This window comes from Klebsiella sp. 1SOBk10mer, assembly GCF_046602535.1.
GTDB lineage: Bacteria > Pseudomonadota > Gammaproteobacteria > Enterobacterales > Enterobacteriaceae > Klebsiella > Klebsiella quasipneumoniae.
The window spans coordinates 672,012-697,918 of sequence record NZ_JBKIUP010000001.1; the positions used below are offsets into that span (position 1 = coordinate 672,012).

The 25,907-nt window shown below is 57.1% G+C and carries 24 protein-coding genes and 2 pseudogenes; 14 read left to right on the forward strand and 12 right to left on the reverse strand.

Features of this window, described 5'->3' with window-relative positions:
* Positions 1-75 precede the first annotated feature (75 nt).
* From ACLH1I_RS03155 to htpX, 4 genes and pseudogenes are all read left to right on the forward strand, one after another.
* Positions 76-589 (forward strand): annotated as a pseudogene (locus ACLH1I_RS03155) (GAF domain-containing protein).
* A gap of 81 nt (positions 590-670) precedes the next feature.
* On the forward strand, positions 671-1,348 hold the full coding sequence (proQ, locus tag ACLH1I_RS03160; protein WP_151385203.1) for an RNA chaperone ProQ: 678 nt from the start codon (positions 671-673) through the stop codon (positions 1,346-1,348).
* A gap of 19 nt (positions 1,349-1,367) precedes the next feature.
* Positions 1,368-3,416 (forward strand): carboxy terminal-processing peptidase, encoded by a 2,049-nt coding sequence (prc, locus tag ACLH1I_RS03165; RefSeq protein ID WP_004203373.1) that lies wholly within the window; start codon positions 1,368-1,370, stop codon positions 3,414-3,416.
* A 235-nt stretch (positions 3,417-3,651) separates the two neighbouring features.
* Entirely contained in the window at positions 3,652-4,536 is an 885-nt protein-coding gene (gene htpX / locus ACLH1I_RS03170) for a protease HtpX (protein WP_004203371.1), read from the forward strand.
* A 69-nt stretch (positions 4,537-4,605) separates the two neighbouring features.
* Here the strand turns inward: htpX and ACLH1I_RS03175 are convergent, their stop codons facing one another.
* Positions 4,606-5,976, reverse strand: a complete 1,371-nt coding sequence (locus ACLH1I_RS03175) for an MFS transporter (protein WP_004203370.1) — start codon at positions 5,974-5,976, stop codon at positions 4,606-4,608.
* A gap of 177 nt (positions 5,977-6,153) precedes the next feature.
* Between ACLH1I_RS03175 and kdgR the strand changes: the two genes are divergently transcribed.
* Positions 6,154-6,945, forward strand: a complete 792-nt coding sequence (gene kdgR, locus ACLH1I_RS03180; RefSeq protein WP_004203369.1) for a DNA-binding transcriptional regulator KdgR — start codon at positions 6,154-6,156, stop codon at positions 6,943-6,945.
* Between the two features lie 55 nt (positions 6,946-7,000).
* Here kdgR and ACLH1I_RS03185 read toward each other — a convergent pair whose 3' ends face one another.
* The gene (locus ACLH1I_RS03185; protein ID WP_004203368.1) at positions 7,001-7,240 is read right to left on the reverse strand and encodes a YobH family protein; all 240 of its coding nucleotides are present in this window, start codon (positions 7,238-7,240) and stop codon (positions 7,001-7,003) included.
* A 159-nt stretch (positions 7,241-7,399) separates the two neighbouring features.
* On the opposite strand from ACLH1I_RS03185, the gene mgrB reads away from it, so the two are divergent.
* The 6 genes and pseudogenes from mgrB (at position 7,400) to rlmA (ending at position 11,658) form a co-directional block, all read left to right on the forward strand.
* A complete protein-coding gene (gene mgrB, locus ACLH1I_RS03190; protein ID WP_002911375.1) occupies positions 7,400-7,543 on the forward strand; it encodes a PhoP/PhoQ regulator MgrB in 144 nt (47 codons plus the stop codon).
* A gap of 74 nt (positions 7,544-7,617) precedes the next feature.
* On the forward strand, positions 7,618-7,908 hold the full coding sequence (locus tag ACLH1I_RS03195; protein ID WP_151385256.1) for a YebO family protein: 291 nt from the start codon (positions 7,618-7,620) through the stop codon (positions 7,906-7,908).
* Between the two features lie 591 nt (positions 7,909-8,499).
* A pseudogene (locus tag ACLH1I_RS03200) lies at positions 8,500-8,571 on the forward strand (DUF2627 domain-containing protein); the annotation flags it as partial.
* 85 nt (positions 8,572-8,656) lie between these two features.
* Positions 8,657-8,866, forward strand: coding sequence for a transcription antiterminator/RNA stability regulator CspE (cspE, locus tag ACLH1I_RS03205; RefSeq protein ID WP_001062678.1), 210 nt, complete (start codon positions 8,657-8,659; stop codon positions 8,864-8,866).
* Positions 8,867-9,053: 187 nt separating this feature from the next.
* Positions 9,054-10,802 carry a peptidoglycan glycosyltransferase FtsI gene (gene ftsI / locus ACLH1I_RS03210; RefSeq protein WP_004203364.1) on the forward strand — a complete coding sequence of 583 codons (1,749 nt, stop codon included), beginning with the start codon at positions 9,054-9,056 and terminating at the stop codon, positions 10,800-10,802.
* Between the two features lie 61 nt (positions 10,803-10,863).
* Entirely contained in the window at positions 10,864-11,658 is a 795-nt protein-coding gene (gene rlmA / locus ACLH1I_RS03215) for a 23S rRNA (guanine(745)-N(1))-methyltransferase (protein ID WP_004203363.1), read from the forward strand.
* A gap of 3 nt (positions 11,659-11,661) precedes the next feature.
* Here the strand turns inward: rlmA and mntP are convergent, their stop codons facing one another.
* The 5 genes from mntP to manX all read right to left on the reverse strand — a co-directional run bounded on the left by mntP (position 11,662) and on the right by manX (position 15,861).
* A complete protein-coding gene (mntP, locus tag ACLH1I_RS03220) occupies positions 11,662-12,228 on the reverse strand; it encodes a manganese efflux pump MntP (RefSeq protein WP_017900206.1) in 567 nt (188 codons plus the stop codon).
* Positions 12,229-12,647: 419 nt separating this feature from the next.
* On the reverse strand, positions 12,648-13,106 hold the full coding sequence (locus ACLH1I_RS03225; RefSeq protein WP_004203361.1) for a DUF986 family protein: 459 nt from the start codon (positions 13,104-13,106) through the stop codon (positions 12,648-12,650).
* A 62-nt stretch (positions 13,107-13,168) separates the two neighbouring features.
* Complete coding sequence (locus ACLH1I_RS03230) at positions 13,169-14,020, reverse strand: PTS mannose transporter subunit IID (protein ID WP_004145526.1); 852 nt, start codon at positions 14,018-14,020, stop codon at positions 13,169-13,171.
* Positions 14,021-14,032: 12 nt separating this feature from the next.
* Positions 14,033-14,833, reverse strand: coding sequence for a PTS mannose/fructose/sorbose transporter subunit IIC (locus tag ACLH1I_RS03235; RefSeq protein WP_004203359.1), 801 nt, complete (start codon positions 14,831-14,833; stop codon positions 14,033-14,035).
* A 56-nt stretch (positions 14,834-14,889) separates the two neighbouring features.
* Positions 14,890-15,861 (reverse strand): PTS mannose transporter subunit IIAB, encoded by a 972-nt coding sequence (gene manX / locus ACLH1I_RS03240; RefSeq protein ID WP_004203357.1) that lies wholly within the window; start codon positions 15,859-15,861, stop codon positions 14,890-14,892.
* A gap of 446 nt (positions 15,862-16,307) precedes the next feature.
* Between manX and yoaE the strand changes: the two genes are divergently transcribed.
* Positions 16,308-17,870, forward strand: coding sequence for a CNNM family cation transport protein YoaE (gene yoaE / locus ACLH1I_RS03245; RefSeq protein WP_004203354.1), 1,563 nt, complete (start codon positions 16,308-16,310; stop codon positions 17,868-17,870).
* A gap of 36 nt (positions 17,871-17,906) precedes the next feature.
* On the opposite strand, the gene ACLH1I_RS03250 is transcribed toward yoaE, so the two are convergent.
* The 4 genes from ACLH1I_RS03250 to pabB form a co-directional block, all read right to left on the reverse strand.
* Positions 17,907-19,463 (reverse strand): EAL domain-containing protein, encoded by a 1,557-nt coding sequence (locus ACLH1I_RS03250; protein WP_060656060.1) that lies wholly within the window; start codon positions 19,461-19,463, stop codon positions 17,907-17,909.
* A gap of 189 nt (positions 19,464-19,652) precedes the next feature.
* Entirely contained in the window at positions 19,653-21,017 is a 1,365-nt protein-coding gene (gene sdaA / locus ACLH1I_RS03255; RefSeq protein WP_004203344.1) for an L-serine ammonia-lyase, read from the reverse strand.
* A 162-nt stretch (positions 21,018-21,179) separates the two neighbouring features.
* Positions 21,180-21,758, reverse strand: a complete 579-nt coding sequence (locus tag ACLH1I_RS03260; protein ID WP_004203342.1) for a CoA pyrophosphatase — start codon at positions 21,756-21,758, stop codon at positions 21,180-21,182.
* A 3-nt stretch (positions 21,759-21,761) separates the two neighbouring features.
* Positions 21,762-23,117: an aminodeoxychorismate synthase component 1 gene (gene pabB, locus ACLH1I_RS03265; protein ID WP_023318607.1), complete on the reverse strand. Its 1,356-nt coding sequence runs from the start codon at positions 23,115-23,117 to the stop codon at positions 21,762-21,764.
* Between the two features lie 88 nt (positions 23,118-23,205).
* Here pabB and ACLH1I_RS03270 point away from each other — a divergent pair, with 88 nt between their 5' ends.
* Positions 23,206-23,391 carry a YoaH family protein gene (locus ACLH1I_RS03270; RefSeq protein WP_004203339.1) on the forward strand — a complete coding sequence of 62 codons (186 nt, stop codon included), beginning with the start codon at positions 23,206-23,208 and terminating at the stop codon, positions 23,389-23,391.
* Here the strand turns inward: ACLH1I_RS03270 and ACLH1I_RS03275 are convergent, their stop codons facing one another.
* A complete protein-coding gene (locus ACLH1I_RS03275) occupies positions 23,392-23,736 on the reverse strand; it encodes a RidA family protein (protein WP_002910910.1) in 345 nt (114 codons plus the stop codon).
* Positions 23,737-23,867: 131 nt separating this feature from the next.
* Here ACLH1I_RS03275 and ACLH1I_RS03280 point away from each other — a divergent pair, with 131 nt between their 5' ends.
* Positions 23,868-25,778: an ATP-dependent DNA helicase gene (locus tag ACLH1I_RS03280; RefSeq protein ID WP_198080029.1), complete on the forward strand. Its 1,911-nt coding sequence runs from the start codon at positions 23,868-23,870 to the stop codon at positions 25,776-25,778.
* Positions 25,779-25,907 lie beyond the last annotated feature (129 nt).

A 25,907-nucleotide genomic window follows, 5' to 3' on the forward strand; every position in this document is an offset into this window, starting at 1 on the left:
TGAGCCCAAGCGCATTTAATGCTTATTTTAGTAGGCTGTACGTATCAGGCAGTAAGACAACCAAGTGAAGATATAATGAGCAAAACAGAATTTTACGCGGATTTGAACCGCGATTTCCAGGCATTAATGGCAGGTGAAACCAGTTTTCTGGCGATGATCGCTAATACCAGCGCGCTGCTGTTTGAACGACTGGGCGAGGTCAACTGGGCCGGTTTCTATCTTCTGGAAGGCGATACCCTGGTGCTGGGGCCGTTCCAGGGCAAACTGGCCTGCGTCCGGATCCCGGTTGGGCGCGGCGTATGCGGCGCGGCGGTGGCGCAAGCCCAGGTGCAGCGCGTCGAGGACGTCCACGCCTTTGACGGCCACATTGCCTGCGATGCCGCCAGTAATTCGGAAATTGTCTTCCCCCTGCGCGTGAACGACCAGATTATCGGCGTGCTGGATATCGACAGTCCGGCTTACGGCCGCTTCACTGCTGAAGATGAGCAGGGGTTGCGCACACTGGTCGAGCATCTGGAAAAACTTATCGCGGCCACTGATTATCAAAAAATCTTTACCCGTGTCGTGGGATAATCAACGGATAACGTAGCATTTAGCGAGGACGTCATTATAATGTCGCCTGTTCATGCCTGCGGCTTGTTGGCTACGTCCGTTGTAATCAGGAAATTTCATGGAAAATCAACCTAAGTTGAATAGCAGTAAAGAAGTTATCGCCTTTCTGGCCGAACGTTTCCCTCAGTGCTTCAGCGCTGAAGGCGAAGCGCGCCCCCTGAAAATCGGAATTTTTCAGGATCTCGTTGAGCGAGTGGGTGGTGAGATGAATCTCAGCAAAACCCAGCTTCGCGCTGCATTACGTCTCTATACCTCGAGCTGGCGCTATCTCTACGGCGTAAAAGCCGGCGCTATCCGCGTTGACCTGGACGGCAACCCGTGCGGCGAACTGGAAGAGCAGCACATTGTCCATGCGCGTCAGCAGCTGGAAGAAGCGAAAGCTCGCGTTCAGGCGCAGCGCGCTGCCCAGCAGGCGAAAAAACGCGAAGCCGCTGCCGCTGCAGGCCAGCCGGATGAAGGCGTTCGCCGCGAGCGTAAACCGCGTCCTCAGCAGCCGCGTCGTAAAGAGGGCGCTGAACAGCGTAAACCGCGTCCTGTTGCGGCCAAAGCTCCGCGTGAAGAGCGTCTTACTCCGGTATCGGATGTTTCCGTTCTGACCGTCGGCCAGGCGCTGAAGGTAAAAGCAGGCAATAACGCAATGGACGCCACCGTTCTGGAAATCACCAAAGATGGCGTTCGTGTACAGCTGACTTCTGGTATGTCAATGATTGTACGCGCAGAACACCTGGTGTTCTGAAACGGAGGCCGGGCCAGGCATGAACACATTTTTTAAAATCACCGCGCTTGCGGGCCTGCTGGCAATAGCAGGCCATGCTTTCGCTGTTGATGAAATAACCCGTGCAGATCAAATCCCCGTGCTGAAAGAAGAGCCGCAGCACGCGACGGTGAGCGAGCGCGTGACGTCGCGCTTTACCCGCTCTCACTACCGTCAGTTCGATCTCGACAACGCCTTCTCGGCAAAAATTTTTGACCGTTATCTGAACCTGCTGGACTACAGCCATAATGTGCTGCTGGCCAGCGATGTGGCGAAGTTCGCGGCGAAAAAAGACCAAATCGGCGACGAACTGCGCACCGGGAAACTGGATGTCTTCTACGACCTCTACAACCTGGCGCAGCAGCGCCGCTTCGAGCGCTATCAGTATGCTTTGAAGGTGCTGGAACGTCCGATGGACTTTACCGGCAACGACAATTTCAACCTTGACCGCTCCAAAGCGCCGTGGCCGAAAGACGAGGCCGAGCTGAACAAGCTGTGGGACGCCAAGGTTAAATTTGACCAGTTAAGCCTGAAGCTGGCGGGAAAAGACGATAAAGAGATCCGCGACACCTTAACCCGTCGCTACAAGTTCGCTATCCGTCGTCTGGCGCAAACCAACAGCGAGGATGTCTTCTCGCTGGCGATGACCGCCTTCGCCCGCGAAATCGACCCGCACACCAACTATCTGTCGCCGCGCAATACCGAGCAGTTCAACACCGAGATGAGTCTCTCACTCGAAGGGATCGGCGCTGTGCTGCAGATGGATGATGACTACACGGTGATTAATTCGCTGGTGGCCGGTGGTCCGGCTGCGAAGAGCAAAGCGATCAGCGTCGGCGACCGCATCGTTGGCGTCGGCCAGACCGGGAAGTCGATGGTCGATGTCATTGGCTGGCGTCTGGATGACGTCGTGGCGCTAATTAAAGGGCCGAAGGGCAGCAAGGTTCGCCTTGAGATCCTGCCGGCCGGCAAAGGGGCCAAGACGCGTATCGTCACCCTGACCCGCGAGCGCATCCGTCTGGAAGATCGCGCGGTGAAGATGTCGGTGAAAACCGTTGGTAAAGAAAAAGTCGGCGTGCTGGATATCCCGGGCTTTTACGTTGGCCTGACCGATGACGTGAAGGTGCAGCTGCAGAAGCTGGAAAAACAGAACGTCAGTAGCATCGTTATCGATCTGCGCAGCAACGGCGGCGGGGCGCTGACCGAAGCGGTATCGCTGTCGGGGCTGTTTATTCCGTCCGGCCCGGTGGTGCAGGTGCGGGATAACAATGGCAAGGTGCGCGAAGACAGCGATAACGATGGCGTAGTCTATTACAAAGGGCCGCTGGTGGTGCTGGTTGACCGCTTTAGCGCCTCGGCGTCTGAGATCTTTGCCGCCGCAATGCAGGATTATGGCCGCGCGCTGATCGTTGGCGAGCCGACCTTCGGCAAAGGTACCGTACAGCAGTATCGCTCGTTGAATCGTATCTACGATCAGATGCTGCGTCCGGACTGGCCGGCGTTAGGTTCCGTGCAGTACACTATCCAGAAGTTCTACCGCATTAACGGCGGCAGTACTCAGCGCAAAGGCGTTACGCCGGATATCATGATGCCAACCGGCAATGAAGATCGCGAAACCGGCGAGCAGTATGAAGACAACGCGCTGCCGTGGGATAGCATCAACGCGGCCACCTACGTGAAGTCCGGGGATCTGACCCCATTTGGACCGGAACTGCTCAAGCGCCACGACGAGCGTATTGCCCAGGATCCTGAGTTCCAGTACATCATGAAGGATATTGCCCGTTATAACGCGATGAAGGACAAACGTAACATCGTCTCTCTGAACTACGCTCAGCGTGAAAAAGAGAACGAAGAGGATGATGCGATTCGTCTGGCGCGGATTAACGATCGCCTGAAACGCGAAGGCAAACCGCCGCTGAAAAAACTGGACGATTTGCCGAAGGATTACCAGGAGCCGGATCCGTATCTTGATGAGACGGTCCATATCGCGGTAGACCTCGCCCATCTCGAAAAAGCGCGCCCGGCGGTGGAACCGCCGGCCAGCCAATAAGTCGCCAACGGGCACCCTGAGAGGTGCCCGTTTTTTTTATGCCCTTTGTCATCGCCATTCAGCTCATCTAACAAAATGTCAACCTGCTCTGCCGCTGTCAGCAAGATGCTACAAAATGTAAAGTTGTGTTTTTATCGTGACTTAGCGGGGGCTGATGGTTGAAAATTGCAGCCTGACCCATACGATGTGGGTAATCGCATAGTGCGTTTTGTTAAATTGAGGTAAAAAGAAAATTATGATGCGAATCGCGCTTTTCCTGCTGACGAACCTGGCAGTGATGGTCGTGTTCGGGCTGGTGTTAAGCCTCACGGGGATCCAATCCAGCAGCATGACCGGTCTGTTGATTATGGCCCTGCTGTTCGGCTTCGGTGGTTCTATCGTTTCGCTGATGATGTCGAAATGGATGGCGCTGAAGTCTGTGGGTGGGGAAGTGATCGAGCAGCCGCGCAACGAAACGGAACGCTGGCTGATGAACACCGTTGCGCAGCAGGCGCAGCAGGCGGGCATTGCCATGCCGCAGGTGGCTATCTATCACGCCCCTGACATCAACGCCTTCGCTACCGGTGCGCGTCGCGACGCCTCGCTGGTCGCTGTCAGTACCGGGCTGTTGCAAAACATGAGCCGTGATGAAGCGGAAGCGGTCATCGCCCATGAAATCAGCCACATCGCCAATGGCGATATGGTCACCATGACTCTGATTCAGGGGGTGGTGAACACCTTCGTTATCTTTATCTCCCGCGTTATCGCGCAGATTGCGGCCGGCTTCCTCGGCGGCAACCGGGAAGATGAAGGCGAGAGCAGCAATGGCAACCCGCTGATCTACTTCGCCGTCGCCACGGTGCTGGAGCTGGTGTTCGGTATTCTGGCCAGCATTATCACCATGTGGTTCTCTCGTTATCGCGAATTCCATGCTGATGCCGGCTCGGCGCGTCTGGTGGGCCGCGAAAAGATGATTGCCGCCCTGCAGCGCCTGAAAACCAGCTATGAGCCGCAGGAAGCCAGCAGCATGATGGCGTTCTGCATCAACGGTAAAGCGAAGTCTATGAGCGAGCTGTTTATGACCCACCCGCCGCTGGACAAGCGTATTGAAGCGCTGCGTAGCGGAGAATATCTGAAATAGTCCGTCAATCTGACGCTGAAAATAAAAATCCGCAGCCCGAAGGCTGCGGATTTTTTTTGTCCTTAATCGTCAGGCTGCGCGCGGCTGAGTGACGCGCAGACCGCTAATCAGCGCAGCGACGGTCGCCAGGATGCCGGCCAGCAGCAGGGCGGTGTGGGTGCCGCTGTTGCCGAGCAGGTTGAATAAAAGGGCCACCAGCGCGGCGCCGGTGCTCTGGCCGAGCAGGCGAGCGGTACCCAGCATGCCGCTGGCGCCGCCGCTGCGATGGCTCGGGGCCGAGGCGACAATGGTGTGGTTGTTTGGCGACTGGAACAGCCCGAAGCCGGCGCCGCACAGCGCCATACGCCAGATAATATCCAGATCGCTGGGCGACGCCGGAAGCAGCGCCAGGCCGAACAGGCCGCAGGCCATAACCAGCAGCCCAATGGCCCCCAGCAACCCCGCATGGCATTTTTCAATTAAATAACCGGCCAGCGGCGCCATCACCATCGTTGCCAGCGGCCACGGCGTCAGCAGCAGGCCGGTCTCCACTTCGCTGCGCCCGATCATTGTTTGCAGGAAGAAGGGCAGAGAGACCATCGCCAGCATCTGCGCACAGAAAGAGCAGATGGAGGTGCAGATAGAGAGGGAGAAGAGTGGGATGCGCAGCAGATCGACCGGCAGCAGCGGGACGGGCATCGTGAGCTGACGGCGAACGAAGAAAAAGCCCACCACCAGCATAGCGGCGACCTCCGCCAGCACCAGCTGAGTGGACTGGCCCTGTGCGAAACCGCTCAGGGCGGTGATCAACAGCCCGAAGGTCAGCGCGTTCATGATGGCGCTCGGCAAATCGAAGCGGACGATTTTGCTGCGCGCGCTGTTGGGCGGCAGAAAGCGCATCGCCAGGAGTAAGGCGACGATGCCGAGAGGCACGTTAATTAAAAACAGCCATTGCCAGGAGGCAAGGGAGAGGATCGCAGCGGCGATCGTCGGGCCTGCTGCTGAAGAGACGGCGACGACAAAGGAGTTGATACCCATGCCGCGACCGAGAAAGCGTTGCGGATAAATCAGGCGGATCAACGCGGTGTTTACGCTCATCAGCGCGGCGCCGCCCAGCCCCTGGGCGACGCGAGCGAAAGTCAGCATTTCGAGGCTGCGCGAGAGGGCGCAGGCTAGTGAGGTAAAGATAAACACCACCAGGCCTATCTTATAGATACGGCGATAGCCGACCATGTCGCCGAGGAAAGAGAGCGGTAGCAGGGCGATCACAATGGCGATTTGGTAGGCGTTAACGATCCAGATTGAAGCCGCCGGGGAGGCGTTAAGATCGCTGGCGATGGTCGGCAGCGCGACGTTGGCGATGGCCCCGTCGAGCACGGCCATGGTCAGCCCAAGCACAATGGTCAGAATGGCGCCATAGCGCTGCGGCAGCGGCACGCCATCGGAAGAGTTTTTATCCATGGTGAAAATGAGTCTTAAATGAAACGGTTTTTTGAATGATGAGTTTAGCATTGATTATTCCGCCGTATGTCGCAGATTTGTAACGAAGTGGCAGAAGAATGATTGCGGCGCAGAGGCAGCGAATTTATAATAAAAACCGGTTCTAAATTTTATAAAACAGTTACGACGAGGTGATAAATGGCAGGTGCAGATTTGGATAAACAGCCAGATTCTGTCTCTTCGGTATTGAAGGTTTTCGGCATCCTGCAGGCGCTGGGTGAAGAGCGTGAAATTGGCATTACCGAACTGTCCCAGCGCGTCATGATGTCGAAAAGCACCGTTTATCGCTTTTTACAGACCATGAAATCACTGGGCTATGTGGCGCAGGAGGGAGAGTCTGAGAAATACTCCCTCACGCTCAAACTGTTCGAGCTGGGGGCGCGCGCGCTGCAGAACGTCGACCTGGTGCGCAGCGCCGATATTCAGATGCGGGAACTCTCCCGACTGACGAAAGAGACTATCCATCTCGGCGCGCTGGATGAAGACAGTATTGTTTACATTCACAAGATTGATTCGATGTATAACCTGCGGATGTACTCTCGTATCGGCCGTCGCAATCCGTTGTACAGCACCGCGATTGGCAAAGTACTGCTGGCGTGGCGCGATCGCAGCGAAGTGGAGCAGATCCTTGACGGCGTGGAGTATAAACGCAGCACCGAGCGGACCATCACCAGTACCGCTGAGTTGCTGAAGGTGCTGGATGGCGTTCGCGAGCAGGGATACGGCGAAGATAATGAAGAGCAGGAAGAGGGGCTGCGCTGCATTGGGGTACCGGTATTCGACCGTTTCGGCGTAGTCATCGCCGGGTTGAGCATCTCTTTCCCGACCTTACGGTTCTCTGAAGAACGTTTGCATGAATATGTGGCGATGCTGCACCAGGCGGCGCGCAAGATTTCTGAGCAGATGGGCTACAACGACTACCCCTTCTGACCGCGCTGAAGCATTCGGCGACCGCGGCGCTATCGTCGCGGTCGCCGATTCGATATTAGCCGTTATCCACGACGGTTGCGCTTTTACGCAGCAGCGGGCAGCTGCTGACGCCGATCACGCCGCTATCGGAATGCACATAAAGTGCGGTACTGACCCCACGGGCGGTGAGATATTGACACTTCAGGCCTAGGCCGCCGACGTTTTCTTCACTGTGGAATAATACCCCGTAGCCGCTTAATAATACGCCAATCCATAAGATAGCCACGACCACAATAGTACGAATGATTAATCGCATTGATGCCTCATTATTTGTATGATCCTTGCCGTGATTTTGACACGAACACGTTTTGAAACAAGTCGATGATTCCTAAACTTGCCTTTCGTATTACAGTTAGCCGCGGTTTAAGAAGGCCGTGTTATCCTGGCGACATAAAGTACTGATGCGGAGAGTGGAGTGAAAAAATTACGGTGGGTTTTACTGATAGTCATCATAGCAGGCTGCCTGTTGCTGTGGACTCAGATGCTTAACGTAATGTGCGACCAGGATGTTCAGTTTTTCAGCGGCATTTGCACTATCAATAAATTTATCCCGTGGTAAGACATTTTTCTGACGACTGATTTCCTTCTGCGCCGCGGGTGGTAGAATGAACGCCTTCTCTTTGAGGTGGTGAAATGAGTGAGTTACTAAATCCTGGGATCTTAAATCTGGCATCGCTGGCCGTGTCTGCGGCGCTGCTGCTTGTCGGTCTGTTGTTATGGTTCTTCGTCAACCGCGCCAGCTCGCGGGCGAATGAGCAGATAGAACTGCTGCAGGCTCTGCTGGATCAGCAAAAGCGGCAGAATGCGCTGCTACGTCGCTTGTGCGAAGCCAGTGCGCCGGAAAAAGAGGACGTGGTCGAGCCGACCGTCGCCGATAAGGCGAAAGGGGAGGATGAGTTTATCCGCCTGGTGGCAGAGCGCTAAGTACCTCGACAGGTGTGCATCATATGATGCGCACCTGCATGATAGCGGTCGGTAATATCTTATTCTTATTCCATTATTCCTTTCTCAATGCACTATCCTCTTTTATACACGCTGTAAATAAAGTGATCCCCGCCGCGTTTATTGTCGGATAACGTGACGCTGTCATCTTTTTTTCATTATTAAGGTGCAGAATTAGCACTATTTTTAGCGAGACGACTGAAAGGATTTATTATCACTACACTGGCCTGGCTTTAGCGATTTTTCGTCTGGGGTTATAACGAATTTTGCGCATCAATATTCATCACGGCTCGTCAGTCGCCCGTATACTGGCAGTTCGTATACGGACATACCTGGACGAAGCGAAGTTGTTGAGCTATGGTAAAAAAGTTGCAGTTATAAGGCAGCGCTCCGGCGTTATTGATAAACGCCATAGCGCCTTGCCAGGGGCGGCAAAGACGCATAAATGTGCAGGCGATCAAAGGATTACCTTATAATTTGTGCGAACGATCGAGACACGTTTAAAAATGGCTTGCCATTATTTACGTAGTGTGTGATAACACCTTTCGGGTTAAACGAGGTACAGTTCTGTTTATGTGTGGCATTTTCAGTAAAGAAGTCCTGAGTAAACACGTTGTCGTTGAATACCGCTTCTCTGCCGAACCTTAAATTAGTGCCTCATGCAGTTATGTGTCAGTTTTATCTATGTAAACGCCAGCAGGCGAAGAAAACAGTCTAAGGAATTTTGCAAATGGCAAAGATTAAAGGTCAAGTTAAGTGGTTCAACGAGTCTAAAGGTTTTGGTTTCATTACTCCGGCTGATGGCAGCAAAGATGTGTTCGTACACTTCTCCGCTATCCAGGGTAACGGCTTCAAAACTCTGGCTGAAGGCCAGAACGTTGAGTTCGAAATTCAGGACGGCCAGAAAGGTCCGGCTGCAGTTAACGTAACTGCTATCTGATACAAGACCACTCTTCTTGTATAAAAGCCTCGCCTGTGCGGGGCTTTTGCGTTTTTATTGCAAAGCATGTCATTTTTCCCCCTCTCGTCGCGTCTTGTTGCAAATACTCAACTTTATTAGCATTGTGTAGCAGTCTGTTTTGCTAATTTTCTGTTAAATCAGTTGGTTGCAAAACAATGCCGGAGCTATGGTGCTAAACAAAAAAATGAAGTCCGCCGCCAGCTTTACCCCGATTCGCTTCGGGTTACTCTGTGTGGCCATACTCGGTTGTCTGGGACTGCTATTGGCCCGCGTGGGCTGGCTGCAGATTGTTTCCCCCGATAATCTGGTAAAGCAAGAGGATATGCGTTCTCTGCGCGAAGAGCCCGTTGCGGTTGAGCGGGGGATGATCACCGACCGGGAAGGACGACCGCTGGCGGTGAGCGTTCCGGTTAGCGCGATCTGGATCGATCCGCAGACCACCATGGAGAAAGGCGGCGTCGGCTACGGCCCCCGCTGGCAGGCGATGGCCGAAGCGCTGCATCTCAACCTCGGGGAACTGGCCCAGCGGGTACAGAGCCATCCTCATGCCCGCTTTCTCTATCTGGCGCGGCAGATCAATCCCGAGCAGGCGGAGTGGATTGATAAACTGCATCTGCCTGGCGTCTACCTGCGTGATGAATCGCGGCGTTTCTATCCGGCAGGCCACGTGGCTGCCAATCTGCTGGGCTTTACCAATGTCGATAATCAGGGCATCGAAGGGGTGGAGAAAAGCTTCAACGCCCAGTTGACCGGTAAACCCGGGCGACGTCTGGTGCGTAAAGATAAACATGGCAATGTGATTGAGAATATTACCGAAGTACCGCCGGTGCCGGCGCATAATCTGCAGTTGAGTATCGATGAGCGCCTGCAGACGGTAACGGAAGATGCCCTCGACAATGCTGTTCGCTGGAATAAAGCCGAGTCCGGGGCAGCGGTGCTGATCAAAATCGATACCGGCGAGATCCTGGCGATGGCCAGCTATCCCGACTTCAATCCAAACAATCGCGATGCCGCAACGCTGGATGATTTTCGCAACCGGGCCATCAGCGATACCTTCGAGCCGGGGTCGACCGTCAAACCGCTGGTGATCATGACCGCGCTGCAGCAGGGGATTGTCCAGCCGGACAGCGTCGTGGACACCCATCCGTTTGTCCTTGACGGCCACCGTATCCGCGATGTCGGCTATTATCCGGAGCTGAGCCTGACCGGGATCCTGCAGAAATCCAGCGATACCGGCGTGTCGCATCTCTCTCTGGCCATGCCGGTGCAGCATCTGATTGACACCTATACGGCTTTCGGTTTCGGCGAGCCGACGGGGCTGGGGTTGACCGGGGAAAGCGCTGGGCTGATGCCGCATCGTCGCTACTGGGGGCAACTGGATCGCGCCACCTTCGCTTTCGGCTATGGTTTGATGGTGACCCCGCTCCAGCTGGCGCATGTTTATGCCACCATCGGCGGCTTCGGCATTGAACGACCGTTGTCGATCACCCGCATCGACCCGCCAGTGATTGGCACGCGCGTAATGCCGGAGAATATTGTCCACAGCGTGGAGCATATGATGGAGAGCGTGGCGCTCCCGGGCGGAGGCGGCACCAAGGCGGCGGTGCGCGACTACCGGGTGGCGGTAAAAACGGGGACGGCGAAGAAGATCGGCCCGGACGGCAAATATATTGATAAATATGTGGCCTATACCGCCGGCGTGGCGCCCGCCAGCCGTCCGCAGTTCGCGCTGGTGGTAGTGATGAACGATCCCAGCAATGGCTCGTATTACGGCGGGGCCGTTTCCGCTCCGGTATTCAGCCAGATTATGGGCGACGTCCTGCGGCTGGAGAACGTCATGCCGGACGGTATGCCGCAAGGCGCGGAGAATCTGATCGTCATGCACGACAGCCACCCGCTGGCGCCGGCGCTGTAACAGTGGTCTGCAAGGGCGAATAGCGCTACACTTTCGCCCTTTCAGCGACACCGGAGCCGTCATGTCATACAGTTGCCCCCTTTGCCACGCGCCGCTCAGCCGTAGCGACAACCACTATTCCTGCCCGCAGCGGCACCAGTTCGATCTGGCGAAAGAGGGGTACGTCAATCTGCTACCGGTGCAGTTCAAACGGTCGCGCGATCCCGGCGATAGCGCTGAGATGATGCAGGCCCGTCGGGCGTTCCTCGACGCCGGGCATTATCAGCCGCTGCGGGACGCTATCGCTGAGCGATTGCGGCACGCTGCCCCTCAGGCGTTACTGGATATCGGCTGTGGCGAAGGATATTACACCCACGCGTTTGCCGCCATCGCCAGCCGCAGCTGGGGGCTGGACGTATCGAAGCCGGCAATCCGCGCGGCGGCAAAACGCTATCCGCAGGTGAATTTTTGCGTCGCCTCCAGCCAGCGTCTGCCGTTCTCCGATAACAGCTTCGATGCGGTAGTGCGCATTTACGCCCCCTGCAACGCCGGTGAGCTGGCGCGAGTGGTGCGGCCTGGCGGGTGGGTGATCACCGCCACGCCGGGACCCCGCCATTTGCTGGAGCTGAAAGGGCTGATTTACGATGAGATCCGCCTGCATGAGCTGAAGACGGAAGCGATGCCGGGGTTCCGCCTGGATGCGCAGCAGCAGCTGGCTTATCCGATGACCCTGACGGGCAGTGAAGCGCAGGCCCTGCTGCAGATGACGCCGTTCGCGTGGCGGGCCAACGCCGACGTGCATGACGCGCTGCGTCAGCAGGCAACCTTTGGCTGCCAGACCGATTTTATGATCCATTGCTGGCAGCGCGAGGAGTAAAGCTTAACCGGCGAAATGGCTCCAGAGGATTTCGCTGCCGATGCCAATCAGCACGATACCGCCGAGAATTTCGGCCCGTTTGCCCAGCAGCGGGCCGATAAAGCGACCTACCATGATCCCCAGCGTCGACATGATAAAGGTGGCGCAGCCGATCGCCAGCGCGGTGGTGACAATGCTGACCTGCAGGAAGGCCAGGCCGACGCCGACCGCCATGGCGTCAAGGCTGGTGGCGAAGGCGGTGGTGACCAGCAGCCAGAAGCCATGCCGGCGAGGCGCCTCGCACGCCTCGTCGCTGTCGCCGCGAAACCCCTCGATGATCATCCGCCCGCCGAGAAACACCAGCAGAATAAAGGCAATCCAGTGGTTCCATTCGAGAACAAACTGGCTGGCCAGCATGCCCAGTCCCCAGCCGACCAGCGGCGTCAGGGTTTCAATAGCGCCAAAAATCAGCCCGGTGCGCACTGCTTCTGAGAATTTGGGTTTGTGCAGGGTGGCGCCTTTGCCAATAGAGGCCGCGAAGGCGTCCATAGACATGCCGAAAGCGAGAAGAAGGGTTGCGGATAAATTCATGTGCCTGTCCTGACCGGGGATAATCCATATGACACATCGCTGCCCCCAGTAAATATACGCGGAGCCGCTCAATGGCTGAGCAATACGTACAGCAGTGATGTATCTATGGTCTCGCCTGATTGAATCACTTCAACCCGTACGTGCCACGTTTTGCAACGAGTATGTTGACACGTACATTTCCTGGCGGGCAGGAAATCGGCTACTCCCCAACGACGGGCGCAACCTTAACATATTTTTAGAATATAAAACAATAACAGAAGAGGGCTATTTTAATAACCAAATGATAACGATTTTCATTTGAATTTATAAGTAAATAAATAGTTAATGAAAAACAGAAGAGCAGGTGGGGAAATATAGCCATGGCTATATAATCCCCCAGACAAAATCGGAAAAAACATAGCGCTGGCTATATTTTTAACTCATTGAGTTGAAACAAGAAGTTTGTATATTTTCTCCAGATCGTCGATATTTCGTACGCGAATCAGCAGCCGCCGTTGCTCTAATTGCATCACCAGCACGCCGTCTTCGGATAAATTCATCTCTTTAATTCGCTGATATTCTATCCACACGTTGGCGAAGAAAAAGCCGCGCGGTTTGAAAATGATTTTCGGCGTACGGATCCAGAATAAATAGAGTCCCATCAGCGCCAGCGCAGACAATAGCCAGGTGGTGATCGGGGTACCGTGCTGGGTGATGTTGTTATAGATCAGAATGGCGATGAGGCCGACAAAGATCAGGCCGTCAACGCGGCTGCGGCGAAGCAGGGGAATGGCCAGCAGCACCGGGCCGTTGCGCCTCGGCATAATAAACTGGTCATACACCGCGTAGGCCAGTAGCGCAAGGATGAACAGGATGATCACCAGGTCCGTGAATGTCATTGCTTTGCGTTCCTCCTGATAAAAAAAAGCCGGGGGCAAGCCCCCGGCGTACAACCTGGAAATTACAGACCCAGCAGGCCGACAGCGTAGCCTGCGATACCGATGACGAAGAAGCCAACGATGATCCACAGCGGGTTAACTTTCTTACGCAGCAGCCACATACAGGCGAAGGTCAACAGCAGCGGTACCAGGCCCGGCATCAACTGATCGAGGATGGTTTGCACCGTGGTGACGTGAACCTGTCCGTCAGAGCCGGTGATTTTTGACACCACCATCGGAATATTCACGTGCGTCCACTTGTTAACCAGCGCCCCCATGACAAACAGGCCGAGGATTGACGCCCCCTCAGTTAGTTTCTGCAGGAAGCCGCCGCCCATATCTTTAACGATGTCCACGCCTTTGCGGTAACCATAGGCGACGCCATAGTAGCGGGTCAGCAGACGCACTGCGTTGAACAGGATAAAGAACAGCAGAGGACCGAGCAGGCTACCGCTCATCGCGATCCCAGCGCCTAAGGCCGCGAACACCGGACGCACAGTGCCCCAGAAGATCGGGTCGCCGACGCCGGCCAGCGGTCCCATCAGACCGACTTTGATGCCGTTGATGGCGCCATCGTCAATCTCTGCGCCATTGGCGCGCTGCTCTTCCATCGCCAGGGTTACGCCCAGTACCGGAGCGGCAACGTAAGGATGGGTATTGAAGAACTCAAGGTGACGCTTAATCGCCTGCTTACGCGCATCGTTATTCTCCGGGTACAGACGACGAATCGCCGGAACCATAGAGAAGCAGAAGCCCAGCGCCTGCATACGTTCGAAGTTCCATGAACCCTGGAACAGGTTAGAACGAATGAACACGCCACGAATATCACTCTGAGTGAGTTTTTTCTCGGTGGTATTTTTAGTCATATCAACCATTTCGCTCACCTGTTAGTCCAGTTCGTTATCGAGATCGTTGTTACCAGCCGCCTGAGCCGGGGCACCGGCGACGCGGTTATATTTCGGGCTCAGCTGGATGTAGAGGATTGCCATGACCGCGCCAATCACGCCCAGGGCCACCAGGTTGAAGTTGGTGAAGGCGGCGGTGACGAAGCCGAGGTAGAAGAACGGCATCAGGTAGCCCGCGCGCATCATATTGATGACCATCGCGTAACCAACCACCACGATCATGCCGCCGGCGATGTTCAGGCCGCTGGTGACCACTTCAGGGATTGCGTTCAGCAGGCCCTGGACTTCGCTGGTACCGACGGAAATGGCCACGATGACGGCCGGGATAGCGATACGCATCGCCTGCAGGAACAGGGACGAGACGTGCAGCCACGACAGGGCGGTCAGGTTGCCATTCTCCGCCGCTTTATCCGCCGCGTGCTGGAAGGCTACGGTGATAGTACGCACGATGATGGTCAGCACCTGGCCTGCAGCCGCCAGCGGGATAGCCAGCGCGATGCCGGCGCCGATGCTCTGATGGCCGGCAATAACCAGAACGGTGGAAATAATGGACGCCAGCGCGGCATCAGGGGCAACCGCCGCACCGATGTTCATCCAGCCCAGGGCGATCATTTCCAGCGTACCGCCGATAATAATACCGGTTTTCATATCGCCGAGAACGGCGCCGATCAGCGTACAGGCGACCAGAGGACGGTGGAACTGAAATTCATCAAGCACCGACTCCATACCCGCAATACACGCGACGATGAACACCAGCACAATCTGAAGAAGGGTAATCTCCATTGTACTTCTCCTGTTGATTAAGTCTTAAAGTGAAAACTGGGGCGCGATCGTCCGGGTTATTTATCGACCTTGGCGATCAGATCCATCATTTTCAGTTTCGGGTCGGTGGACACTTTACGTGCCTCCAGCTCGATACCGCGTGCGTTCAGCTTGTTAAACGCCTCAATATCTTTGGCATCGACCGAAATCGCGTTGTTAACCTGGGTTTTGCCCTGGCGGAACGCCATACCGCCGATGTTGACGCTGGTGATTTTCACGCCGCCCTCGACGACGCGCTCAACGTCGGTCGGGTTAGTAAACAGCAGCATGACGCGCTGTCCGGCGTACATCGGGTTGTTGTAGACGCGGATCATTTTGGCGACGTCCACCACGTGGGCGGTGACGCCCGGCGGCGCAACCTGGGTCAACAGGGTTTTGCGCACGGTATCTGCGGCGACTTCGTCGCTGACGACGATGATGCGGGTGACGTTGGTCTCTTTGGTCCAACGGGTGGCGACCTGACCATGGATCAGGCGATCGTCGATACGCGCGAGGCCAATCACCATGTAGTCATTCGGACCCATCGGTTTGGCCGGTGCTGCGGCTTTAGGCGCCGCGGCTGGAGCGGGCGCAGGGGCCGCTTTTTCCACCGGTTTGGCCTTCAGCGCTTTCACGCCTTCGCTGCCGGTCTCTACCGCTAAGGCGACCAGCTCATCAAAGGAAGGATCGTCATCGCGGGCCATGAAGGTTTCCACCAGCATCGGGATGTTGACGCCGGCGATAACTTCGTAGTGCTCTTTATCGACGACAATGCGGCTCGCAGCGTTGAACGGGCTGCCTCCCCATGTATCGACGAGAAACAGCACGCCTTTACTGGTATCCAGTTTTGCCAACTGGGCATTGTATTTCTCGATCAGCGTTTCGGCGTTTTCACCCGGAACGAAATCGATCCAGCCAACGTTTTCCTGCTCGCCCAACAGCATCTCTGCTGTTTTCAGCAGCTGTTCTGCAGCCCAACCATGTGTGCCTATTACAATAGCAATCGTCACTTGCTACCTCCTTTATTATCGTGAATGCATCATCTGCTTTGATACATCCTGAATCACTCTTGAGGACAAAATCGATTCAGTTAGGGTGTAAGATAGAAAATAGTTACTACCGCGAATTATTTTAGACAGTGAAAAAATAATTAATGTGATGAAGATCCGTTAATCAGGCATCGCCTGCTAATAATTTTGCAGCGCAAAAAATAGCCTTAGTTATTGCAAATTCAGGTAAATCTTTTCCAATTTCGCTCTATATTTTGCTATGTTTAACTTCCGTTTAATTACTCAGGAGTATAGGGCATAGCCCGCAGTATGGACCGTCATCGACGTCTTTTCACTTTCTGGCACCTGGTTGCCACCTCCACGCATCACGCTTATCTTTCAGCATCTATTGTCGCGTCCGTGCATGACATGGCGATGACTGACCTTGCCGCTAACCGGAGTCGCACATGGAATTGTTAATGGATCCCTCAATCTGGGCCGGCCTGTTGACGCTTATCGTTCTGGAAATTGTGCTCGGTATTGATAACCTGGTGTTTATTGCCATCCTGGCGGACAAACTGCCGCCGAAGCAGCGTGATAAAGCGCGACTGATCGGCCTGTCGCTGGCGCTGGTGATGCGCCTGGGGCTGCTGTCGGTGATCTCCTGGATGGTGACGCTGACGAAGCCGCTGATTACTATCGCCGATTTCTCCTTTTCCGGGCGTGACCTCATCATGCTGCTTGGCGGGATCTTCTTGCTGTTCAAGGCGACAACTGAGCTGCATGAACGGCTGGAAAACCGCCAGCACGATGCCGGTCACGGGAAAGGCTATGCCAGTTTCTGGGTGGTGGTACTGCAGATCGTAGTGCTGGATGCCGTCTTCTCACTGGACGCGGTGATCACCGCGGTCGGGATGGTGAACCATCTGCCGGTGATGATGGCAGCGGTCGTGATCGCGATGATCATGATGCTGCTGGCCTCCAAGCCGTTGACGCGCTTTGTCAACCAGCACCCGACGGTGGTGGTGCTCTGTCTGAGCTTCCTGTTGATGATCGGCCTGAGTCTGGTGGCGGAAGGGTTTGGCTTCCATATTCCGAAAGGGTACCTTTACGCGGCGATCGGTTTCTCGATCATCATTGAGTTCTTTAACCAGGTGGCGCGCCGCAACTTTGTACGTCACCAGTCGACGTTGCCGCTGCGCGCCCGTACCGCGGATGCGATCTTGCGTCTGATGGGCGGCCGTAATAAACAGGCCTCCGTCAACCACGACGCTGACAGCCCGGCGGCGGTGCCGGTACCGGAAGGCGCCTTTGCGGAAGAAGAGCGCTACATGATTAACGGCGTGCTGACCCTGGCTCAGCGCTCTCTGCGCAGCATCATGACGCCGCGCGGGGAAATCAGCTGGGTCGACGCCGAGCAGAGTGAAGATGAAATTCGCCGTCAGCTGCTTTCGTCGCCGCACAGTCTGTTCCCGGTCTGCCGCGGAGAACTGGATGAAATCATTGGTATCGTGCGGGCGAAGGAGATGCTGGTGGCTCTGGAGTCGGGCGAAAACGTCGCGGCGCTGGCCTCCGCCTCCCCGGCGATCGTGGTACCTGAAACGCTGGACCCGATCAATCTGCTCGGCGTCCTGCGCCGCGCCCGCGGCAGTTTCGTCATCGTGACCAATGAATTTGGCGTGGTGCAGGGATTAGTGACCCCGCTGGACGTTCTGGAAGCGATCGCTGGAGAATTCCCGGACGCCGATGAGACGCCGGAGATCGTTATCGATGGCGACGGCTGGCTTATTAAGGGGTCGACCGACCTGCATGCGTTGCAGCAGGCGCTGGGGCTGGATCCGCTGATCAATGACGATGAGGATATTGCTACGGTTGCTGGTCTGGTGATCTCCGCCAATGGCCATATCCCGCGCATTGGCGACGTGGTGTCATTACCGCCGCTGCATTTCACCGTGGTGGAAGCGAATGACTACCGGGTCGATCTGGTTCGCGCGGTGGTCACCCGTCCGCCGAGCGACGAAGAAGAGTAATCGTCCTGCGCACCGGTCCCCTTGGGGACCGGTGCGTTATTCTGTTGCCTCTCGACTGGCCAGCCACGCCGGGAATGCCTCCACCGGCATCGGCCGGGCATAATAAAACCCCTGCAGCACATCGACACCGTGGTCTCTGAGGTAGCTTTCCTGTTCCTGCGTCTCCACCCCTTCGGCAACGGTAATAATATTCAGCCGGTTGGCGAGGGCGATAATGATATCGGTCACCGTGGCATTGACGCTGTCTATCCCCACCGAGCTGGTAAACGAGCGGTCAATCTTCAGCACGTCCGGGCGCAGTGTTTCCAGCCACGACAGGGAGCTGTTGCCGGTGCCAAAGTCATCGATCGCCAGCTGGACGCCTTTCTGGTGCAGATCTTCGGCCATGTGCTGGTCGCCATCCTGCAGGACATCGCGTTCGGTCAGCTCGACCACCAGCTGCTGTACCGGGTTCATGCTGAACCAGTAATTATGCAGGTCATGCAGCAGTAAGCCGTTGGCAAAGTGGCGGGCAGCGACGTTAATCGCGATATGAAATTGGCGGTCGCGGGGAAAAGCATCCAGACGGCGGGCGGTTTCGGCAATCACATAGCGGGTGAGGGGGATGATCAGATTGTCCCCTTCGGCGATGGGAATAAACACCTCCGGCGAAATCGCACCGCGGCGAGGGTTGTTCCAGCGCAGCAGGATCTCCACCCCGCAGCAGCGGCCGCTGCGCGCATCCTGCAGCGGCTGGCACCAGAGAGCAAACTCCCGGGCGGAAATACCGAGGCTTATCTCCCGCGAGAAGCTCATTCTGCCGGCGGTGGCCAGCCAGGCGATGCCGGTCATCAACAGGCTGAAGATCAGCGCCAGCGGCAGCTCGCCGGGCAGCTCCTCAAGCGCAATCGCCGAGGCGCCAGGGCCATTGATATTGACGATAAACGGAAACTCGGTAGAGCGCTGGCGATAAATCACCGTTCCCGGCGGGGTATGCGCTTTCTCGAGAAGCCCATGGCTGCTGCTAAAATAACGATCGCCAACCTGCAGGCTGACGTCGCTTATCAGGGATGATTTTTCGTTGAGAATTAAGGTCCCCAGCAGCTCGATATTGACAATCAGCATCACGCCGTCCACGCCTCTCTCCGAGGCTGGATACCACTGTATCAGCACCGGTGAGCCTTTGAGCAAGGAGCTGTCGTTCGAAAAGAGCAGCAGAGGACGGGGGGCAGGAAGCGCAGGCTGCAGGCGATGTAAATCCGCCTGTCGCGGCCCAAAAATACTCGAACAGTAAACGATACCTGACGTCACGAGCGCGACGGAACGAACGGTCTGCAACGAGGCCGCGATTTTACGCAGCGACAAATGGATATCCGGGCAGGGGTGACCCACCAGAGGAAGCAGGGTGGTTCGCTGCGCGCTCAGCGGACGCAGGATATTATCCAGCGCCGCCACCCGTTGGCTGGCGGCCATGCGAATATAGCCTTCATTTTCGCTACGCTGCGAAATAAATCGGATGGCTAAGGTGGTGCCCAGGGTCACCAGGGCTACCAGCAGGCAGACAATAATGCGTTTGCGACGATAGGCCGTAATGACTTTTTGTGCAGTCTGCATGTGCGACACCCTGTCGACAGGACGAGTGGTTAAGCGTGGCTTATTTAATAGAGCAATTGTAGTGGCAGAATATCGTCAGGTATAGAAAAAAGAAATGCGCCACAGAGGGCGCATCAGGAAGGCAGGGGGCTTTCAGTTCCCCTCGCTTCACGCCTGCGCACCGGGAGGGGGCAGGCGTAAGCCAACACTTTAGTCACACTGAACTTTAATCGCCAGTCCGCCGCGCGAAGTTTCGCGGTACTTGGCGTTCATGTCTTTGCCGGTTTCGTACATGGTCTCGATCACTTTATCGAGCGAGACGCGCGGTTCGCTGGTGCGGCGCATTGCCATCCGCGCGGCGTTGATCGCTTTCACGGAGGCGATGGCGTTACGTTCAATGCACGGCACCTGTACCTGGCCGGCGACCGGGTCGCAGGTCAGGCCGAGGTTGTGTTCCATACCGATCTCCGCCGCCACGCAGACCTGCTCCGGGCTGGCGCCGAGCAGTTCAGCCAGACCCGCCGCCGCCATCGAGCAGGCGACGCCCACTTCGCCCTGACAGCCGACTTCGGCGCCGGAAATGGAGGCATTCATCTTGTACAGCGCGCCGATCGCACCGCAGGCCATAAAGTAGCGGATATAGATCTCCGGGCTGACGGATTCGATAAAGTGATCGTAATAGGCGAGTACCGCCGGAACGATGCCGCAGGCGCCGTTGGTCGGCGCGGTCACCACGCGACCGCCGGCGGCGTTCTCTTCATTGACCGCCAGCGCGAACATGTTGACCCAGTCAACGACGTTCATCGGATCGCTGGAGAGCTTATCGCTGGCCACCAGCAGACGACGCAGCGCCGAGGCGCGACGCGGCACGCGCAGCGGGCCAGGCAGCACGCCTTCGGTGTTCATGCCGCGGTCGATACAGGCGCGCATGGTCTGCCAGACATTAGCGAAATAGTCCTCGATCTCTTTTTTGCTGTGCAGCGCCAGCTCGTTCTGCATCACCATCCCGGAGAGCGACAGGCCGGTCTCTTTGCAGTAGGCCAGCATTTCCTGCGCCGATTTAAACGGGTAGGGCACCTGCAGTTCGTTGGCGTTTTCTTTGCCGAAGTGCTCTTCGTCGACGATAAAGCCGCCGCCAATCGAGTAATAGGTCTTGCAGTAGATCTCTTTCTCGCCGGCCCAGGCATGAATGGTCATGCCGTTTTCGTGCAGCGGCAGATTGTCGCTGCGAAAACGCATGCCGTCATCCGCCGGGAAGTCGACTTCGTGCTGACCGTTGGCCAGCAGCAGACGGCCGCGTGTCTCGACGTCACGGATAAATGCCGGTATCGCGTCTATATCGACCGTATCGGGCTGATTGCCCGCCAGTCCCATGATAATGGCGATGTCCGTATGGTGGCCTTTGCCGGTTAATGACAGCGAACCGTAGACGTCAACCGCCACGCGGGTCACTGCATTAAGCAATCCTTTTTCGACCAGGTCATCGACGAACTGTTTACCGGCCTTCATCGGGCCAACAGTGTGGGAAGATGAGGGACCAATCCCCACCTTGAACATGTCGAATAGACTAATCACGATAATACTCCTGACAGGGTTACCGCGGGTGCGGTAACGATGTAATAACTGCGCATAGTGTAAGAGGGAAGCGCCCTGTCAGTTCAACTATTCACATGAATTAAACTAATGGATAACCGCGATTTTACTAATAGTGAGAGCGCCCTCTCATAATCAGTATAGCTAAGGGCGCGCGCCTATCTGCAGCGCCAGCTCGCGAATGATCCCGGCGGTCATTCCCCAGACAAAATAATGCTGGTACCAGGAGAGCCAGACGCGGTGGTCGTTGCCCCGGCGGTGGATATCGAGCGGATGGTAGCGCCCGAGGCGCAGGGCTTCGGCGAGCGGCATTTCAAATACCGCTGAGACCTCGTCCTGGCTGGCGTGATAGTGCAGATCCGGCGGAATAATGCCCACCACCGGCGTCACCTGGAAGCCGGTGACACTGTCCACCGGCGGCAGAACGCCAATCACCTCAACCTTCTCTGGCGGGATCGCCACCTCTTCCTGGGCTTCGCGCAGAGCGGCGGCGATAAGCGTCGCATCGGTATTATCTACCGCCCCGCCGGGAAAGGCGACCTGGCCGGCGTGCTTGCGCAGCAACGGCGAACGCTGGGTCAACAGCAGGCCAGGCTGCGGCCGGCGTACGATCGGTACCAGCACCGCCGCCTGCCGCTGGTTTAGCGCCTGTGGCGAAGGCTGTGGACGCAGCAGCTGAAAGCGGGACAGAAAGTCATCCAGATTGAGGGCGCGGTCCGCCATGGTCTAGTTCTCCAGTTGGTGCAGGATACGATTAACTTTATCAAAAGTTTCCTGATATTCTGCGGCTTCCTCACTATCCGCCACAATCCCGCCGCCGGCGGAACAGTACAGTTGCCCCTGCCAGGCCGTTAGGGTGCGAATGGTGATGCTGGTATCCATATTGCCGCAATAGCTCAGATAGCCGATGCTCCCGCACCAGGCGTTACGTCGCTGGGGTTCCAGTTCATCAATAATCTCCATCGCCCGGACCTTCGGCGCGCCGGTGATCGACCCTCCCGGGAAGGCGGCGCGCAGCAGATCGCTGGCGTGCAGCGTCGCCGGCAGGCGGGCGGTGATGGTGCTGACCAGATGATGGACCGCCGGGAACGGCTCCACCACGAACAGCTCGGGGACCCGCACGCTGCCCGGGACGGCGACGCGGCCGATGTCGTTGCGCATCAGGTCGACAATCATTAAATTCTCGGCGCGATCTTTCGGCGAGTTCGCCAGCTTCTCCGCCTGCTGCGCATCCGCCAGCGGCGAATCGAGCCGCGGCAGGGTGCCCTTAATCGGGCGCGTCTGGATTTCCCCCTGGCGGAGCTGAATAAATCGCTCCGGCGACAGGCTTAAAATCGCCCCTTCCGCAAGGCGGATGAAGGCGCTAAAGGGGGCGCGGTTGGCGGCGTTCAACTGGCGGAAAGCCTGCCATTCATTCCCGACGTAGCGGGCCTGAAAACGCTGGGCGAGATTGACCTGATAGCAGTCACCGCTGCGCAGATAGGCCTGCACCTGACGAAATTTCTCGCCGTATTGCTGGCGGCTCATATTTGACTGCCAGGCAGAGGTCAAGGTGAAGGTTTCACCTGGCGCCGGCGTTTGCGCCTCCAGCCACTGCAGACGCTGCTGCGGGTCGTCATAGCTGAGCAGCGACACCTGCTGGCGCTGATGGTCGACGATTAGCGCCCAGTCATAAATCCCCACCGCCATATCCGGCAGCGCGATATCGGCCTGCGCCACAGTGGGAAGTCGCTCAAAACGGCGGCCCAGATCGTAACCGAACAGCCCCAGCGCGCCGCCAAGAAACGGCAAATCCTCATGGGGCTGCGGCGTGAACGGCTGACGATCCAGCTGCTGCTGGAGTAGTTGCAGCGGATCGTCCGCCGAGACAAAAGTGGTCTCGCCGTCATCGACCCAGGTCTGTTCACCGCGCGTCAGCAGCGTGGCGCGCGGGGCCGCCACCAGGATATCAAAACGGTTATGCGGATGGTCGGCAAAGCCGGAATGTAGCAGCATCGCCCAGGGCAGGGCGCTTAACGGCGTAAAATAGTGTTCGGCGGCATCCGGGCGCCAGGGCAGGGTAATAATCGCGGGGGACAACATCTTTCTCGATCCTGAACGTTACCGTCCCTCTGGCGTAGGCGGGGACGGCGTGAAATAATTACGCCCCACAATGTAGCAGGAGTACAAGATGTTTGCAGGTTTACCTTCGCTGAGCCACGAGCAACAGCAAAAAGCGGTCGAACGTATCCAGGAACTGATGGCCCAGGGGATGAGCAGCGGCCAGGCGATTGCCCTGGTGGCGGAAGAGCTACGCGCGACGCATACCGGCGAACGGATCGTCGCGCGCTTTGAAGATGAAGACGAAGACGAGTAATTACACCGCGGCGATAATTTTGATTTCAACCTTATACTGCGGGTTCATCAGCGTTGCTTCCACCGTGCAGCGCACCGGGGCGTGACCGGCTACCACCCAGGCGTCCCACGCTTTATTCATCGCCGCAAAGTCGCTTTTGTCGGCGAGGAAAATGGTGGCGTCAAGAATGCGCGACTTGTCGCTGCCCTGTTTTTCCAGCACCGCGTCAATCTGCGCCAGGGTGTTGGCGGTCTGCTCGAAGGCATCGGCATCAAGATTCGCCGGCACGCCGGTGTAGTAAAGGGTCTGATTGTGGATCACTACATCTGACCAGCGGGCTTCGGCATCAATACGCGTAATTGTCATTTCTCATTCCTCTCTGAGCATTCCATTTAGCTGCGGCAAGACTGCCATAATGTTCCGCTCGCGTCACTACCCGGACTGGCGAAACGCCGCCCTCCCTGACATAATCACTGTCCAAATAACCAGGGGGCAATGTGATCGACGATTTTGCAGCAGACGGCCAGCTAGCCAAAGCCATACCGGGATTTAAACCGCGCGAGCCGCAGCGCCAGATGGCGGTGGCGGTCAGCGAAGCGATTGAGGCCTCCCGGCCGCTGGTGGTGGAAGCGGGGACCGGAACCGGTAAAACCTACGCTTACCTGGCGCCAGCGCTGCGGGCGAAAAAAAAGGTGATTATCTCCACAGGGTCGAAAGCGCTGCAGGATCAGCTCTACAGCCGCGATCTGCCCACCGTCGCCAAAGCGCTCAAATTCACCGGCAAACTGGCGCTGCTCAAAGGGCGCTCCAACTACCTGTGCCTCGAACGCCTGGAACAGCAGGCGCTGGCGGGCGGCGATCTGCCGGTGCAAACCCTCAGCGACGTGATCCTCCTGCGCTCCTGGTCGAACCAAACTCAGGATGGCGATATCAGCACCTGCGCCAGCGTGGCGGAAGATTCCCAGGCCTGGCCGCTGGTCACCAGTACCAACGATAACTGCCTCGGCAGCGACTGCCCGCTGTATAAAGATTGCTTCGTGGTGAAGGCGCGTAAAAAAGCGATGGACGCCGACGTAGTGGTCGTCAACCATCACCTGTTCCTTGCCGATATGGTGGTCAAAGAGAGCGGCTTTGCCGAACTGATCCCCGAGGCGGAGGTGATGATCTTCGACGAAGCCCATCAGCTGCCGGATATCGCCAGCCAGTACTTTGGCCAGTCGCTCTCCAGCCGCCAGCTGCTGGATCTGGCGAAAGGCATCACCATTGCCTATCGCACCGAACTGAAAGACACTCAACAGCTGCAAAAATGCGCCGACCGCCTGGCGCAAAGCGCCCAGGATTTCCGCCTGCAGCTGGGGGACCCTGGCTACCGTGGCAACCTGCGCGAACTGCTGGCGGACAGCCACATTCAGCGGGCGCTGCTGCTGCTCGATGATGCGCTTGAACTGTGTTACGACGTCGCCAAACTCTCGCTGGGACGCTCGGCGCTGCTCGATGCCGCCTTTGAGCGCGCCACCCTTTATCGCGGGCGCCTGAAGAGGCTGAAAGAGATCAATCAGCCGGGCTACAGTTACTGGTATGAGTGCACCTCGCGCCACTTTACCCTTGCGCTGACGCCGTTGACCGTGGCCGAGAAGTTTAAAGAGGTGATGGCGCAGAAGTCGGGGAGCTGGATCTTTACCTCGGCGACACTGTCGGTAAACGACGATCTGCACCATTTCACCGCCCGGCTGGGGATCGACGAGGCGCAGACACTGTTGCTGCCGAGCCCCTTTGACTATCAGCATCAGGCGTTGCTCTGCGTGCCGCGTAACCTACCGCTGCCGAACCAGCCCGGCGCGGCGCGCCATCTGGCGGCGATGCTCAAGCCGCTGATCGAGGCTAACGACGGTCGCTGCTTTATGCTGTGCACTTCGCACGCTATGATGCGCGATCTGGCGGAGCAGTTCCGCGCCACCATGACTTTGCCGGTGCTGCTGCAGGGCGAGACCAGTAAAGGCCAGCTTCTGCAGCAGTTCGTCAGCGCCGGCAATGCCCTGCTGGTGGCCACCAGCAGCTTCTGGGAAGGGGTCGACGTGCGCGGCGACGCGCTGTCGCTGGTGATCATTGATAAGCTGCCGTTTACCTCGCCGGACGATCCGTTGCTGAAAGCGCGGATGGAAGATTGCCGGCTGCGCGGCGGCGATCCGTTCGATGAAGTGCAGCTCCCGGACGCGGTGATCACCCTTAAGCAGGGGGTGGGCCGCCTGATCCGCGATATCGACGATCGCGGGGTGCTGGTGATCTGCGATAACCGGCTGGTGATGCGCCCCTACGGCGCGGTCTTTCTGGCCAGTCTGCCGCCGGCGCCGCGAACCCGCGATATCCGCCGGGCGGTGCGCTTTCTCGCCGTGCCGCCGGCAAGGTAATCCGCCCTGAAATGTGTTAAGCTGCGCGCCATTTTGTTAATTAGCGGTTCCCACTAGACTTCGGGCGGTGTGGCGACGGGTTGTCCGTCTGCCGGAAAACAGGCTGCCTGAAGGCCTGAACTATGTAAC

What these genes read in the sequence shown, in the direction of transcription:
- ftsI (WP_004203364.1), top strand. Translation starts at nt 9,054, where the DNA reads ATGGTGCTAAACAAAAAAATGAAGTCCGCCGCCAGCTTTACCCCGATT.
- prc (WP_004203373.1), top strand. Translation starts at nt 1,368, where the DNA reads ATGAACACATTTTTTAAAATCACCGCGCTTGCGGGCCTGCTGGCAATA.
- ACLH1I_RS03195 (WP_151385256.1), top strand. Translation starts at nt 7,618, where the DNA reads ATGAGTGAGTTACTAAATCCTGGGATCTTAAATCTGGCATCGCTGGCC.
- mntP (WP_017900206.1), bottom strand. Translation starts at nt 12,228, where the DNA reads ATGAATTTATCCGCAACCCTTCTTCTCGCTTTCGGCATGTCTATGGAC.
- ACLH1I_RS03275 (WP_002910910.1), bottom strand. Translation starts at nt 23,736, where the DNA reads ATGACAATTACGCGTATTGATGCCGAAGCCCGCTGGTCAGATGTAGTG.
- yoaE (WP_004203354.1), top strand. Translation starts at nt 16,308, where the DNA reads ATGGAATTGTTAATGGATCCCTCAATCTGGGCCGGCCTGTTGACGCTT.
- ACLH1I_RS03225 (WP_004203361.1), bottom strand. Translation starts at nt 13,106, where the DNA reads ATGACATTCACGGACCTGGTGATCATCCTGTTCATCCTTGCGCTACTG.
- ACLH1I_RS03250 (WP_060656060.1), bottom strand. Translation starts at nt 19,463, where the DNA reads ATGCAGACTGCACAAAAAGTCATTACGGCCTATCGTCGCAAACGCATT.
- ACLH1I_RS03270 (WP_004203339.1), top strand. Translation starts at nt 23,206, where the DNA reads ATGTTTGCAGGTTTACCTTCGCTGAGCCACGAGCAACAGCAAAAAGCG.
- kdgR (WP_004203369.1), top strand. Translation starts at nt 6,154, where the DNA reads ATGGCAGGTGCAGATTTGGATAAACAGCCAGATTCTGTCTCTTCGGTA.
- pabB (WP_023318607.1), bottom strand. Translation starts at nt 23,117, where the DNA reads ATGTTGTCCCCCGCGATTATTACCCTGCCCTGGCGCCCGGATGCCGCC.
- ACLH1I_RS03175 (WP_004203370.1), bottom strand. Translation starts at nt 5,976, where the DNA reads ATGGATAAAAACTCTTCCGATGGCGTGCCGCTGCCGCAGCGCTATGGC.
- ACLH1I_RS03260 (WP_004203342.1), bottom strand. Translation starts at nt 21,758, where the DNA reads ATGGCGGACCGCGCCCTCAATCTGGATGACTTTCTGTCCCGCTTTCAG.
- cspE (WP_001062678.1), top strand. Translation starts at nt 8,657, where the DNA reads ATGGCAAAGATTAAAGGTCAAGTTAAGTGGTTCAACGAGTCTAAAGGT.
- ACLH1I_RS03230 (WP_004145526.1), bottom strand. Translation starts at nt 14,020, where the DNA reads ATGGTTGATATGACTAAAAATACCACCGAGAAAAAACTCACTCAGAGT.
- proQ (WP_151385203.1), top strand. Translation starts at nt 671, where the DNA reads ATGGAAAATCAACCTAAGTTGAATAGCAGTAAAGAAGTTATCGCCTTT.
- ACLH1I_RS03185 (WP_004203368.1), bottom strand. Translation starts at nt 7,240, where the DNA reads ATGCGATTAATCATTCGTACTATTGTGGTCGTGGCTATCTTATGGATT.
- htpX (WP_004203371.1), top strand. Translation starts at nt 3,652, where the DNA reads ATGATGCGAATCGCGCTTTTCCTGCTGACGAACCTGGCAGTGATGGTC.
- ACLH1I_RS03235 (WP_004203359.1), bottom strand. Translation starts at nt 14,833, where the DNA reads ATGGAGATTACCCTTCTTCAGATTGTGCTGGTGTTCATCGTCGCGTGT.
- rlmA (WP_004203363.1), top strand. Translation starts at nt 10,864, where the DNA reads ATGTCATACAGTTGCCCCCTTTGCCACGCGCCGCTCAGCCGTAGCGAC.